Below are 13085 nucleotides of genomic sequence, written 5' to 3' on the forward strand. Positions count from 1 at the left end.
GCCGCCAAGCGAAACGACCCGCCCCGACCCGGAGCCGACCCACCAAGCGCAACCACCGCACCGCGGGGCGTCCGGGGGCTCGGCCCCCGGAGCAGACATACGAAACGGCCCCCGGTTCGCGCTTTCCGCGAACAAGGGGCCGTCAGCCGTGGAGGTGCCGGGAATCGAACCCGGGTCCTTCGTTGTTTCGTCAGGGCTTCTCCGAGCGCAGCTCACTATGCCTCTACTCGGCCCCGGCTTTCACGTGAGCAAGATGCCGTGACGGGCCCAGTCGCTGATTAATCTCGCCGTGCGGTCCCCGCGACCGGGACCGGTTGGCCAACCTTCTAGCTGATGCCGGAAGTCTGAGACGAAGGTGTTCTCAGCCCGACAGAGTCGCTACTCGCCTCAGGCGGCGAGAGCGAACTCAGCGCGATTGGAATCGGCGCTTATTGGTTTCCGACGACCGATTCTCGAGACGACGTCGGCTTCCTCGGCTCGCTTCCCCTGTCTCCACGTACGAAGTCGAAACCAGTCACCCCCCAGTTGTGTACCCGCCAACTCTAACGCGTCCGGCCCCGGACTTCATTCCGGTATCAGCTCAGCCGGCACGGCGCGCCGTCGACGGTGCAGGATGTCGGCTGGATCCGGCCTCTGACCTGCTTCGACGCCTCGAAGCCGAGCATCGCCGTGGCGGCCGGCGCGAGCGGGCCGCCGGTGAAGACGAAGGTGTCGCCCTCGCGGGTGACGCGGGCGTTCCAGGTGTTGCCGATGCGGACACCGGCGTCGGGGTCGAAGGCGAGCCTGACCGTCCAGGTGCGGGCCGGGCCGCTCTTGTTGGTGATCTCGACGCCGGCGACGAAGCCCCGCTCCCAGTTGCCGCCCGCGCGGTACGCCGCGGTGAACGACGCCGCCGGCGCCGGCGGTGAGGTCGTCCGGCGCGGTGCCGGCCTGGTCGTCGCCTTCTTGCTCGGCGAGCGGGAGGCGCGCGGGGAGCGCGAGACCGGGCTGGGCGAAACCGAGGCCGAGGCCGAGGTGGGCACCGCGGACGTGGGCACCACGGACGACGGCGGGACCGACGCCCCGGGACCACCCAGGGGCATCGTCGGCTGGACCATCAGCGGGACGCGGCTGTCCGAATGAGCCGGCCCTACGGCTCGGACCGCCACCCAGGAGACCAGGACGACCAGGAGCGTCGCCGCCCCCGCGATGAAGGTGTAACGGCGCAGGGGGATGACGGTGTTGTGCTTGCCGGGCAACTGCGGTCCCTTCGCGCGACGGGTGGGCCGCGGCGACATTACCGGTCAGGCCATGCCTTTGCTACGGCGGCCCAGCGCCTTGTTGATCTCTTTCTGGGCATCCCGGGCGGCGAGGTCCTGGCGCTTGTCGTACGCCTTCTTGCCCTTGGCCAGGCCGAGCTCGACCTTGGCGTACCCGTTCTGGAAGTAGACCGACAGCGGCACCAGGGTGAGGCCGTCCTCGCGGAGCTTGCCCATCATCTTGTGGATCTCGTCGCGCTTGAGCAGCAGCTTGCGGACCCGCCGGGGCTCGTGGTTGGTCCAGGTGCCCTGGGTGTACTCCGGGATGTGCATGCCGTGCAGGAAGATCTCGCCGTTGTTCTCGTGGCCGAACGCGTCGACCAGCGAGGACCGGCCGGCCCGCAGCGACTTGACCTCGGTGCCGGTCAGCACCATGCCGGCCTCGTAGGTGTCGAGGATGGCGTAGTCGTGCCGAGCCTTGCGGTTCGAGGCCACGACCTTGCGCCCCTGTTCGCGTGGCATCGGTGTGCTCCTTGCGGGTCGCAGCAGACGGAAGACAAAGAAAAGGCCCGGCCGACCGGCCGGACCCTCAATGGTACGCGCGGACCCTCAGCAGAGGCATCCGGGTAAATAGTCCACCGGGTTCTTCGGTACGCCGCCGAAGCGCGTCTCGAAGTGCAGGTGGTACCCGGTGGAGGCGCCCGTGGTGCCGACCCGGCCGATCACCTCGCCGCGGCGGACGTACTCGCCGTCGCGGACCAGGATCTTGGACTGGTGGCCGTAACAGGTGGAGAAGCCGCGGCCGCCGCGTTTGCCGTGGTTGATGCAGGTGTAGTTGCCGTACCCGCCCGCCCAGCCGGCCTGCACGACCCGGCCGCCCGCCGCCGCATGGATCGGGGTGCCGCCGCCGGCGGCGAAGTCGGTGCCCGCGTGCAGTTGCCAGACCCGGTAGTACGGGTCGTAGCGGTTGCCGTAGTCGCTGGACTTCCAGCCGCGTACGGGCATCAGCAGATTGCCGCCGACGTAGTCCCCGCCGCCGCCGTTCTTGTCGTCCCAGTCGCGCAGCGCGCCCTGGATCCTGGCCTCCTCGGCCTTGGCCGCCTCGTACTTGGCCAGGACGGCGGCCCGCTGGGAGCGCGCGACGACCAGTGCCGAGCGGCGGCTCTGCGCGAGCTTGACGACCGCGGAGCGGGCCTGCTGGGCGGCGACCCGGGCCTGCTTGGCGGCGGCCAGCTTGTCGGCGGCCTCCCGCTCGGCGTCCTCGGCGACCCGCTTGGCGAGCCCGGCCCGGTCCTGTTCGATCCGCGCGGCCCGCCGCGCCCCGACCAGCTCGCCGACGCTCTCCTGCTGCTTCTGCATGACCTGGTCGACCAGGCCGAGGCGATCCATGGCGTCCTGCGGCCCGCGCGCGCCGACGAGCAGGTTGATGGTGGCGAAGTTGCCGCCCATGTAGGACGCGGCGGCGATCTCGTCGACCCGGTCGCGCGCCGTCACGACCCGTTTCTGGGCCTGCTCGAAGCGGCTCGCGACGGCGTTGTAGGAGGCGCGGGCGGTGTCGGCCTTCCGCCGGGCGGTCGCCGCCTGGACCGAGGCCGCCGCGACGACGCCGCGACTGGTGGCGACCTTCTTCTGGGCCTCGGGCAGCGCGGCGGTGGCGGCGGCCAGACGGCGGGCGGCGTTGCGGGCGGTCACGGTGGCGTGTTCGAGGATCGCCTCGGCACGGTCCACGGCGCGGCTCGCGCGCTTGGCGTCGTCCCCGGGCTCCGCGGCAGCGGCCGTGGGAGCGGCGAGCGCCACCGCGGCGGCGCAGACCACGCTCAGGCCGGCAGCCAGCAGGGCCCTGAACCGGTTGGGTCGCGAGTGACTGGAGTCCACGAAGAGTCACCGTACTCTGACCAATAGTGACAATTTGCCGGTTCGGGCGGCTAATCACTCGAAAAACCACAATCGCCGCGCACCCCTGACGGGGTGCACGGCGATCGGACGGATCGGGTCAGACCTTCAGGTAGAACCGCAGAGTGATCCAGGCCGTGATCGCGCTGACGCCGGCGCCCACCCCGGCCAGCAGCGGCAACATCAGCCACACGTTCCCGTCCGGGATCGGGGTCAGCACGTTCGTCAGGGCCTGCAATCGGCCGTCCAGCAGGACGACCTTGCCGACGAAGATGAACACGAAGCCCAGGATCGCGCCGATCAGGCCGGCTACCACCGCCTCGAGCACGAACGGGGCCTGGATGAACCAGTTGGACGCGCCCACCAGCTTCATGACCGCGACCTCACGGCGCTTGCTGTACGCCGCCACCTGGATGGTGTTACCCACCAGCAACAGCGCCGCCAGGGCCATGAAGCCGGCGACCACCAGCGCCATCACCTGGATCGCGTTGAAGATCTTGAACACCTTGTCCAGCAGTTCCCGCTGGTCGACGATGTCCTGGATGCCCGGGGTGCCCTCGATCTGCGCGTTGAACTCGGCGTACTGCTCCGGGTTCTTGAGCTTGACCCGCCAGGACTCCGGCAGGCTGTCCGGGGTGACCGACTTGACGAAGTCGGGCGAGTCCCGCCAGAGCACCTGGAACTTCTCGTACGCCTGCTCGCGCGACTCGTACGTCTTCTCGGCGACGAGCGGGTTGGTGCTGAGCACCTGCTCGATCGAGGCGCGCTGGGCGGCGGTGACGTCCTCACGCAGGAAGATCGAGACCTCGATCTCACCGTAGTAGTAGTTCTTCATCTGGTCGACCTGCATGTACATGAGCACGCTGGCGCCCAGCATCGTCAGTGAGACCGACATCGTGATGATCATGGCGATGGTCATCGTGACGTTGCGCCACAGGCCGACCAGCACCTCGTTGAGGACGTACTTGAAACGCATCGGGGGTTCCTTCCGGGACTCCGCGGCTTACTTCAGTTGCAGGGTGGGCGGGGCCCGGCTGTCAGCCGTACACGCCTCGGGCCTGGTCGCGGACGATCCGTCCGCTCTCGATCTCGATGACCCGGCGGCGCATCTGGTTGACGATGTTGGAGTCGTGGGTGACCATCACGACCGTCGTACCGGTCCGGTTGATCCGGTCCAGCAGCCGCATGATCTCGATGGAGGTGTCGGGGTCGAGGTTTCCCGTCGGCTCGTCGGCCAGCAGGATCAGTGGCCGGTTGACGAACGCCCGGGCCACGGCGACGCGCTGCTGCTCACCACCCGAGAGCTCGTGGGGGTAGCGGTGCTCCTTGCCGCCCAGGCCGACGAGTTCGAGAACCTCGGGCACCACCCGGCGGGCGACGGCCTTGGTCTTGCCGATCACCTCGAGGGCGAACGCCACGTTCTCGTACGCGGTGCGGTTGGGCAGCAGGCGGAAGTCCTGGAACACACATCCGATGGAGCGCCGGAAGTGCGGGATCTTCCACGACCGCATGGTGGTGACATCCTTCGCGTTCACCACGACCTTGCCGCGCGAGGGGGCCACCTCGTGCAGCAGGAGCTTGATGATCGTCGACTTGCCGGAACCGGAGGGGCCGATGAAGAAGACGAACTCACCCTTCTCGATACCGACGCTGACATCGTCCAACGACGGCCGAGACGCCTTCGGATACGTCTTCGTCACGTTCTCGAGCTGAATCACGGGTCGAGAGTCTACGCGGTGTAACGGAACTGCCAAGTCCGGCGGGGGCTGGATTTTGGCACATTCAGAGCCGACGAGGCGACCCTCCCCCGCGCGGGCACCCCGGATCACCGAGGCGGAGAACGCCGCCTGAACGAACGGTCAGGCGGCGTGTCGGCGCCCGCTCAGGCCTTGATCTGGGTCTGCTTGCGCCACCGGATGCCGGCCTCGATGAACTCGTCGAGGTCGCCGTCGAAGACCGAGCTCGGGTTGCCCGTCTCCTGCTCAGTGCGCAGATCCTTGACCATCTGGTACGGGTGCAGGACGTAGCTGCGCATCTGGTCGCCCCACGATCCGGTGGTGTCCTGCTTGAGGCCGGCCATCTTCGCCTCCTCCTCCTGGCGCTTGCGTTCGAGCAGTCGCGCCTGGAGCACCCGCATCGCGGAGGCCTTGTTCTGCAGCTGTGATTTCTCGTTCTGACACGTCACCACGATGCCCGTCGGAATGTGCGTGAGGCGCACCGCCGAGTCGGTGGTGTTAACGCTCTGTCCACCAGGACCAGACGAACGGTAGACGTCCGTCCGCAACTCGTTGTCCGGAATGTCGATATGGTCGGTCTGCGCGACCACCGGCATGACTTCCACGCCGGCGAAGCTGGTCTGCCGCCGTCCCTGGTTGTCGAACGGGCTGATCCGCACCAGCCGGTGGGTGCCGGACTCCACGCTGAGCGTGCCGTAGGCGTACGGCACCTTGACGGCGAAGGTGGCGGACTTGAGGCCGGCCTCCTCCGCGTACGAGGTCTCGTAGACCTCGGTCGGGTAGCCGTGCCGCTCGGCCCAGCGCAGATACATCCGCATCAGCATCTCGGCGAAGTCGGCGGCGTCCACGCCACCGGCGCCCGCGCGGATGGCCACGACGGCCTCGCGGGAGTCGTACTCACCGGAGAGCAGGGTGCGGACCTCCATCTCCTCGACGGCCTTGCTCAGGGAGACGAGCTCCTGGCCGACCTCGGCGACGGAGTCCTCGTCGCCGGCCTCCCGGGCCATCTCGAGCAGCAGCTCGGCGTCGTCGATGCGCAGGCGGAGCCGTTCCAGCCGGGAGATCTCGCCGCTGAGGTACGACAGCCGGGAGTTGACCTCCTGGGCGCGCGCCTGGTCGTCCCACAGGTCGGGGGCGGAGGCCTGCTCCTCGAGCTCCGCCTTGTCTCGGCGCAACTTGTCCACGTCGAGGACGTTCTCGATGTTGCGCAGGGTGGCGTCGAGGGCTTTGAGCTGTTCGGGAAAGTCGGCTGCACTCACGACTGTCGAGAATACGCCGCCCGGCCGGTCAACCGGCCGGGCGGCCGTTGTTTCCTGATATGGGTGTTACTCCGCCGGGGCGACCTTCAGCCAGCTCAGGGCCGCCTTGTGGTACGCGACCGCGAACTCCAGGGCGGCCGCGCCGTACGCGTCGCCGGCCTTCTTGGCCTCCTTGGCCTGCTCGCGCGCCATGGCCAGGGCCTCCGAGTGGTACTCGTTGGCCCCGGTGTAGAGCGTCTTGAGCTGGTTGCCGGAGTGCTGCTGGCCGAAGGCGACCCGCAGCGCGACCGGGTTACGGATCGCGTCGCGACCGGGCGACTCGGCGAGCCAGCGGCTGAACGCGCGCTTGCCGCTGGCGGTGATGGCGTAGGGCTGGCTGGACCGGGGTCCCGGCTTGCCGAGGCGGACGAAGCCCATCTCGGCCAGCACGGGCAATTCGCGGTAGACCTGGCTCCGCGTCATCGACCAGTACGGCCCGAGGCGGCGTTCGGCAGCCGCCATGAGCTGTCCACCGGTCATCGGGCCCTCGTGGAGCAGGCCCAGAAGGGCGGCAGCCGTGGGATTGATTTGAGAGTCGGGCATGCCTTCTAAGCTGCCACTTTGTCGTCCCGGCGTCCAGGATTTCGCCCGATCCGTCCAATTTGCGTCTCCACAAGCGACTGTCCCGCACAGACAGTCCGACCACGAGGGTCGGGACCCGGCGTTTTGCCGTTGAGGACGACTCTCACGAGGTAAAATGGTTCACGAAAACGGTCAGACGGCGCTCTAGGTCGCCAACCCGGCAAAGTCCTCGCCCGGCCCCGGAAAAACGGCGGGCCGCCACGTGAAGAACACGCAGCGGCCCGCAAACGAGGACGATCAACCCATATGGGGGTACTGCCAGGACGTCGGAGCCTCGAAGGTCTCCTTGATGGTCCGGGGCGACACCCACCGGTGCAGGTTCAGCACCGAGCCGGCCTTGTCGTTGGTGCCACTGCCGCGCGCGCCGCCGAAGGGCTGCTGCCCGACCACCGCACCGGTCGGCTTGTCATTGATGTAGAAGTTGCCCGCCGCGTCGCGCAGGGCGGTGGCCGCCCAGTCCACGACCGAGCGATCGGTGGCGAAGATGGAGCCGGTGAGCGCGTACGGCGAGACGGACTCCGCCTGGGCCACGGTCTCGGCGAAGGCGTCGTCCTCGTAGACGTGCACGCCGAGGATGGGACCGAAGTACTCGGTCGTGAAGACCTCGTGCGCCGGGTCGGTGGACTCCACGAGGGTCGGTGCCACGAACCAGCCCTCGCTGTCGTCGGCCGTGCCGCCGGCCAGCACGGTGCAGGAGGCGCTGTTCTTGATCCGGTCGAGCGCCGCGGCGTGCTTGGCGAAGGCCCGGCCGTCGATCACCGCGCCGCCGAAGGTGGACAGGTCGGTGACGTCGCCGTACCGGATGGCGGAGACGGAGGCCGCGAGCCGGTCGCGTAGGCCGCCCTCCCAGATGGAACGCGGCACGTAGGCCCGGGACGCGGCCGAGCACTTCTGGCCCTGGTACTCGTACGCGCCCCGGAGCAGCGCGGTGTGCAGCGCGTCCGCGTCGGCGCTGGCGTGCGCGAAGACGAAGTCCTTGCCGCCGGTCTCCCCCACCAGCCGCGGGTACGACCGGTAGCGGTCGATGTTCGACCCCACCTCGCGCCACAGGTGCCGGAAGGTGGCCGTCGAGCCGGTGAAGTGGATGCCGGCCAGGTCGGGATCGGCCAGCACCACGTCGGAGACGGCCAGGCCGTCGCCGGTCACCATGTTGATCACGCCGGGCGGCAGCCCGGCCGCCTCGAACAGCCGCATGGTGAAGTGCGCCGAGAGCTGCTGGGTGGGCGACGGCTTCCAGACCACCGTGTTGCCCATCAGCGCGGGGGCCGAGGGCAGATTGCCGGCGATCGCGGTGAAGTTGAACGGGGTGATCGCGTAGACGAAGCCCTCGAGCGGGCGGTGGTCGAAGCGGTTCCACACCCCGGGCGAGGACTGCGGCTGCTCACCGAGGATCCGCTCGCCGAACGCGACGTTGAAGCGCAGGAAGTCGATCAGCTCGCAGGCGGCGTCGATCTCCGCCTGGTGGACCGACTTCGACTGGCCCAGGATCGTCGCCGCGTTGAGGGTGTCGCGCCAGCCGCCGGCCAGCAGCTCGGCGGCGCGCAGGAAGACCGCGGCCCGCTCGCTGAACGGCAGGGCCCGCCAGCCCTTCGCGGCCCGCTTGGCGGCGGCCACCGCGGCGGCGGCGTCCTCGTGCGTGGCATTGCCGGCGACGCCGAGGACGTGGTGGCGCTTGTGCGGCTGGACGACCTCGATCGAGGCGCCGCCGCCGAGCTTGCGGTTGCCGTCGATCGTCATCGTGAGGTCCAGGCGCTCGCCGGCCATCGCGTCCAGCCGCGTCTGCAACGAGGCCCGTTCCGGGCTGCCCGGGGCATAACTGCGGACCGGCTCGTTCCGCGGCTCCGGCACGGCAAGCAGGGCGTCCATCACGTACTCCTCAACCTTGTGGGTTCCTGGTCACGACATTGTGTGTCGCGGTCCATCCTCGCACGCGGACAACGGCGTTCCGGTGCCCTCACGGGCCGCTGGGGGCCCGCGTACGCTGAGGGGCATGAGTGAGGCGGACAGCGAGGTCAACGCGGCTCAGAGCGCTCAGGACGGCGCGGAGGAGGCACCCTCCCGCGGGGTGCTGCTCGCCGCCGTCGGGATCGTCTGGACGGCCACGATGCTCTGGTCGGCCCGGGCCACCATCACCGGTCGCGCGAGCGCCGAGATGGAGGTGACCTCCACCGCGTACGCGATGCCCGGCGCGGTCTCGGCGAGCCTGGTCACCGGCGCCGCCGTCGCCCTGGCCGTCCTGGCCTTCCTGACCCGCGGCGGCCGCACCCCGGGCGTCACGGTCCGCTTCATCATCGCGACCGGGACCGGCCTGGCGGTCGGCCTGCTGGGCGCGCTCTCGATCATCACGATCAACACCGAGGGCTGGCTGTACGCGGTCGTCGGCGGCACCGTGGCGGCCGCGGCCACGATCGGCGGCGCCCTGGCCGGGTTCCGCTACCGGCGGGTGACCGCGGCGGTCTGCTGGGGCGCGGTCGCGGTCTTCGTCGTGGGCTTCGTGCTCAACGTCCTGCAGGACATGCTGCTGCCGGCGCTCGGCTCCGGCGACTCCGCGGCCTCACGGACCAGCGCCGCCGGCTGGTTCGGCCTGGTCCAGTCGGTGCTCAGCGGCGTGGCCGGCGCCCTGGTGGCGTACCGCGTGCTGCGCCGGGCCCGGCGCCGCACCGCCGGCCCGGACCTGCCCTGGCCGCTGTACGCCCTGGCCGGCGCGGGCCCCGGCCTGCTGCTGGTGATCGGCGAGGGGCTGACCCGGACCGCCGGCTCGCGGGTGCTGGAGCTGGCCGGCAAGGTCAGCGAACTGGAGCTCACGGTCCAGCAGATGCTGAGCGGCTCGCGGCTCAACAACGGCCTGATCGTGCTCTTCGTGGGCGCCTTCGCGGCGATCATCGCGGTGGGCCGGACGCTCGGCCCCGCCACCGCGGCCGCGGAGCTCGCCCCCGCGTCACCGGCTGCCGCACCCCGGCAGGCCGACCCGGACGAGATCGAGCGGGCGGCCCGCGACGAGCGACCGGCCGATCCCGACGAGAGCGAGCCGGCCGGGAGTGAGCCGGCCGCCCGGGCCGACGAGCCGCAGACCGTGCCGTCGCGGCACGACGACTGAGCCGTCAGAGCAGCTCGTCCAGCTCGCTGACCGCGTACCACTCGAGCTCGTGGTCCTCGGCCCCGTCCACGGTGAACTGGGCGTCGGGATCGCCGGCCAGCGCCTCCTCGACCACGTCGGCGGCGGCGCCGACGTCCTCGGCGGCGCTCTCACCGTCGACGTGGATCGACGCGACCTCCTTGAGGGACACCGCCTGCGGCAGGCGCACGGTGCTGGAGCCGAGCTCGACGTCCTCCCGGACCAGCGCGGTCGAGGCCACGTCGGCCGAGACGACCACCCGCCGGCGCGGGGCCTTCGGGTCGTGCCGGAGCAGCTGCAGAGCGGCCTGCGCGGCGCGGGTGAAGGCGACGTACTCCAGCTCCTCCTCGTCGCCCTCGGCGTACCACTCGCGCAGCGCCGGGGTCACGGCGTGCGCGACCGTCGCTCCCGCGCCGAGCTGCCCGGACGCCCGCATCTCGGCGAGCATCGGTACGGTGGCCGGCACGTAGACCCGGACCAGATCGGTGATCGGCACTGTTCCCCCCTGCGATTGACCGTCCCCGTAGTACACCGCCGGGGACGCTACCGGAAGGGCCTTTCCACCGGTCGTGTCCGTACCGCGTTTTCAGCGGCCGGTCAGCACCCGCACGGCGACACCAGCGGGTCGGCCGCCCGGGCGACCTCACCGTCCGGGGTACGCAGAGCGAACCCCTCCCGCACCCAGTACTCGGCGCCGCCGATCATCTCCCGGACCGTGTACCCCAGCTGGGCGAACGCGAGGGCGGCCTTCGTGGCGCCGTTGCATCCGGGACCCCAGCAGTACGTGACGACGGGGACGGACGGGTCGAGCAGCTCAGCGGCGCGCTCGGGAATGTCGGCGGTGGGCAGGTGCAGGGCGCCCGGGATGTAGCCCTGCTCCCAGGAGGCGGTCGAGCGGGTGTCGATGAGCACGAAGCCGGGTGCCCCGGTGCTCAGTGCGGCCTGGACGTCGGAGACGTCGGTCTCGGTGGCGAGCCGTGCGGCGAAGATCTCGGCCGCTCGCGTAGGAGTGATCATGGCGCTGACGCTAATTCTGCGAACGCATCACCAGCAGGGCCTCTCCACGGTCCCTGCTTGGCACGGCACTTGATTCAACGGTAGTTTCCCGCCATGGCCGTTGATCCCACAATCGACCGGACCGATTGGCGCCTGCTCGAAGAGCTGCAGCGCGACGGCCGGGCCTCCTACGCGGATCTGGCCCGGGTGGTGGCGATGTCGCCGAGCGCGGTCGCCGAACGGATCCGCCGGATGGAGGAGGCCGGGGTGATCGCCGGCTACCGCGCGGTGGTCGACCCGGAACGCGTCGGGCTGCAGGTGATGGCCATGGTCCGGCTGCGCTACCCCACCGGGAACTACCGGCCGTTCCACGCGCTGCTGGACACCACGCCGGAGATCATCGAGGCGCACCACGTGACGGGCGAGGACTGCTTCGTGCTGAAGGTGCTGACGCGCTCGATGCGCCACCTGGAGGAGGTCACCGGCCGGATCTCGGGTCTCGGCGCGGTGACCACCAGCGTGGTCTACTCCAGCCCGTTGACCGGCCGGGCCCTGGCGCCTGGGGATCAGAGTCCACCGTCATAGGCAAACGGTGGCAAACTGAAGCGACATCGGCAGCGAGCCGGGCGGACCGGCGTGGGGAGATCAGGCGTGGAGTCCAGGTTCATGCTGCTCTCCGACGTGGCGGCCGAGCTGAACGTCTCGGACTCGCAGGTCTACCACATGGTCCGCAAGGGCGAACTGCCCGCGATCAAGATCGGTGGCCGCGGCCAGTGGCGCGTGGAACGCGCCAAGCTCGAGCAGTACATCGAGCAGAAGTACGCGGAGACGGCCTCCTGGGTGGAGCAGAACCCGCTCAGTGAGCGCGACACCGACGCCGACTGACTCCGCACTCCGTTGTCCACAGGGCTGACGCCCGCCATTGACGTACCTCGACGCGCCCCGCCACACTCGTCGTCGTAGGCAAACGGAAGCAAACGCAAGGATTGGCGGATGCCCATGTCGACGGTCGAGGTGACAAGGCAAGGTCCGAGACCCGCGATCAGGCTGCGTCCGGCGCCCCGCCACGAGCCCCCGTTCGACGACGAACGAGATCCGCGCGCCTGGCCGTCACCGCACCAGCTGGCCCTCGACTGGACGATCCCGGCCAGACCCCCGCAGCAGCCACCCGAGCCGCCGCCACCGGTCCGGCGCACCGTGGTGACCGGCGCGTCCGCCGAGGCCAAAATGGCGGTACGCCGTTTCGTGAGCACCTGCGTCGAGGTCCTGAACGGCTACCGCCCGGCGGCCCACCTCCGCAGCCTGTCCCAGCCCCGCGAGGCGGCGACGGTCGTGGCCCAGGGGCTGGCGGGCGCGCGCCTGGTGACCGAGGCCCGCCAGGCCCGCACCTCGGGCCGAGGTCCCCGCCCGCGCCGCCCGGCCCCGGCCGCGGTGGTCCGCCTTCGTCTGTGCGAGCCGCGAGAGGGAGCCGTGGAGGCAGCGGCCGTCCTTGTCCTGGGCGACCGGACTCATGCCTTGGCCCTGCGGCTGGAGCTTCATGACGACGTCTGGCAGGCGACCGTTCTGCGTTTCATCTGAGCTCCCGGGGCGCCTATCGAGCACTTTCGGCGGTGGGCGTTTCGGGCTTCATCCGGTGGTTGCATGGTGGGGCTTGGGGGGCGGGGATCGCCCAGCCCCCGGCGCCTCCCGCTTCAAGGGAAGACCTCAGCCAGGCCCCGGCCGAATTCCACGACGAAATCCTCGCCGGCGCCGCCCTCGTGACGGACGGCCTCCCCACCGCCCCGGAAGCCCTCAACTGGGTATTCGTCAGCCCCGCTGCAACCAGCAGAAGAAACCGGCCCCGCGGGAAAACACCCGCGAGGCCGGAATCAGGAAGAACGGAGATCAGACAGCACCCGGAGCGCCGTGGCAGCGCTTGTACTTCTTGCCGGACCCGCAGTAGCAAGGAGCGTTCCGGGAAGGCCCGTTGCTGGCCTCGGCCTGCCCGGACGTCCGCGACCGGTTACCCGGGCCGTGCGCCGGACCGGCCGGGACGACGGGAGAACCGAGCCCCAGAGCCGGAGCCTGCTGCTCGCGCTGGATCTGCGGAGCCCCGGCACCGGCCTCGCCGTCGATGGTCGGCGCCGTGTACTGCAGGGCCTGCGGGCGACGGTTGCCGCCCAGCCCCTTGGCCCGGACCTCGACCCGCGAGTCGCCCTCGCCGTCGGACGAGGTGCCCGGCAGAGCG

At 70.2% G+C, this 13085-nt stretch carries 14 protein-coding genes, 1 other RNA gene and 1 pseudogene; 4 read left to right on the forward strand and 12 right to left on the reverse strand.

What is annotated here, in order from left to right:
- Window positions 1-146: 146 nt before the first annotated feature.
- From ssrA to pruA, 9 genes are all read right to left on the reverse strand, one after another.
- Window positions 147-522: a transfer-messenger RNA gene (gene ssrA, locus Aau02nite_RS00750) on the reverse strand.
- A 53-nt stretch (window positions 523-575) separates the two neighbouring features.
- On the reverse strand, window positions 576-1238 hold the full coding sequence (locus tag Aau02nite_RS00755) for a cellulose binding domain-containing protein (RefSeq protein WP_212986324.1): 663 nt from the start codon (window positions 1236-1238) through the stop codon (window positions 576-578).
- Window positions 1239-1283: 45 nt separating this feature from the next.
- Window positions 1284-1760 carry an SsrA-binding protein SmpB gene (gene smpB / locus Aau02nite_RS00760; RefSeq protein ID WP_212986325.1) on the reverse strand — a complete coding sequence of 159 codons (477 nt, stop codon included), beginning with the start codon at window positions 1758-1760 and terminating at the stop codon, window positions 1284-1286.
- A gap of 87 nt (window positions 1761-1847) precedes the next feature.
- Complete coding sequence (locus Aau02nite_RS00765) at window positions 1848-3113, reverse strand: M23 family metallopeptidase (RefSeq protein ID WP_246594802.1); 1266 nt, start codon at window positions 3111-3113, stop codon at window positions 1848-1850.
- Window positions 3114-3231: 118 nt separating this feature from the next.
- Window positions 3232-4107, reverse strand: a complete 876-nt coding sequence (ftsX, locus tag Aau02nite_RS00770; RefSeq protein WP_212986326.1) for a permease-like cell division protein FtsX — start codon at window positions 4105-4107, stop codon at window positions 3232-3234.
- Between the two features lie 61 nt (window positions 4108-4168).
- On the reverse strand, window positions 4169-4849 hold the full coding sequence (gene ftsE / locus Aau02nite_RS00775) for a cell division ATP-binding protein FtsE (protein ID WP_023358989.1): 681 nt from the start codon (window positions 4847-4849) through the stop codon (window positions 4169-4171).
- A 164-nt stretch (window positions 4850-5013) separates the two neighbouring features.
- Complete coding sequence (gene prfB / locus Aau02nite_RS00780; RefSeq protein WP_212986327.1) at window positions 5014-6126, reverse strand: peptide chain release factor 2; 1113 nt, start codon at window positions 6124-6126, stop codon at window positions 5014-5016.
- Between the two features lie 66 nt (window positions 6127-6192).
- Entirely contained in the window at window positions 6193-6708 is a 516-nt protein-coding gene (locus tag Aau02nite_RS00785) for a PadR family transcriptional regulator (RefSeq protein WP_125809187.1), read from the reverse strand.
- Window positions 6709-6984: 276 nt separating this feature from the next.
- Window positions 6985-8613 carry an L-glutamate gamma-semialdehyde dehydrogenase gene (pruA, locus tag Aau02nite_RS00790; RefSeq protein ID WP_212986328.1) on the reverse strand — a complete coding sequence of 543 codons (1629 nt, stop codon included), beginning with the start codon at window positions 8611-8613 and terminating at the stop codon, window positions 6985-6987.
- A 124-nt stretch (window positions 8614-8737) separates the two neighbouring features.
- Between pruA and Aau02nite_RS00795 the strand changes: the two genes are divergently transcribed.
- On the forward strand, window positions 8738-9844 hold the full coding sequence (locus Aau02nite_RS00795; protein WP_212986329.1) for a hypothetical protein: 1107 nt from the start codon (window positions 8738-8740) through the stop codon (window positions 9842-9844).
- Between the two features lie 4 nt (window positions 9845-9848).
- On the opposite strand, the gene Aau02nite_RS00800 is transcribed toward Aau02nite_RS00795, so the two are convergent.
- Window positions 9849-10352: a DUF6912 family protein gene (locus Aau02nite_RS00800; RefSeq protein WP_438841086.1), complete on the reverse strand. Its 504-nt coding sequence runs from the start codon at window positions 10350-10352 to the stop codon at window positions 9849-9851.
- Between the two features lie 107 nt (window positions 10353-10459).
- Window positions 10460-10879: a rhodanese-like domain-containing protein gene (locus Aau02nite_RS00805; protein ID WP_212986330.1), complete on the reverse strand. Its 420-nt coding sequence runs from the start codon at window positions 10877-10879 to the stop codon at window positions 10460-10462.
- A gap of 93 nt (window positions 10880-10972) precedes the next feature.
- Here Aau02nite_RS00805 and Aau02nite_RS00810 point away from each other — a divergent pair, with 93 nt between their 5' ends.
- The 3 genes from Aau02nite_RS00810 to Aau02nite_RS00820 all read left to right on the forward strand — a co-directional run bounded on the left by Aau02nite_RS00810 (window position 10973) and on the right by Aau02nite_RS00820 (window position 12436).
- Entirely contained in the window at window positions 10973-11443 is a 471-nt protein-coding gene (locus Aau02nite_RS00810) for an Lrp/AsnC family transcriptional regulator (RefSeq protein ID WP_212986331.1), read from the forward strand.
- Between the two features lie 66 nt (window positions 11444-11509).
- Window positions 11510-11743, forward strand: coding sequence for a helix-turn-helix transcriptional regulator (locus Aau02nite_RS00815; RefSeq protein WP_438841084.1), 234 nt, complete (start codon window positions 11510-11512; stop codon window positions 11741-11743).
- 108 nt (window positions 11744-11851) lie between these two features.
- The gene (locus Aau02nite_RS00820) at window positions 11852-12436 is read left to right on the forward strand and encodes an Rv3235 family protein (protein ID WP_246594803.1); all 585 of its coding nucleotides are present in this window, start codon (window positions 11852-11854) and stop codon (window positions 12434-12436) included.
- A 306-nt stretch (window positions 12437-12742) separates the two neighbouring features.
- Here the strand turns inward: Aau02nite_RS00820 and Aau02nite_RS48015 are convergent.
- A pseudogene (locus Aau02nite_RS48015) lies at window positions 12743-13042 on the reverse strand (SEC-C metal-binding domain-containing protein); the annotation flags it as partial.
- Window positions 13043-13085: the final 43 nt, after the last annotated feature.

The sequence above is a fragment of the Actinoplanes auranticolor genome (assembly GCF_018332655.1).
In the GTDB taxonomy this organism is placed as follows: Bacteria; Actinomycetota; Actinomycetes; order Mycobacteriales; family Micromonosporaceae; genus Actinoplanes; species Actinoplanes auranticolor.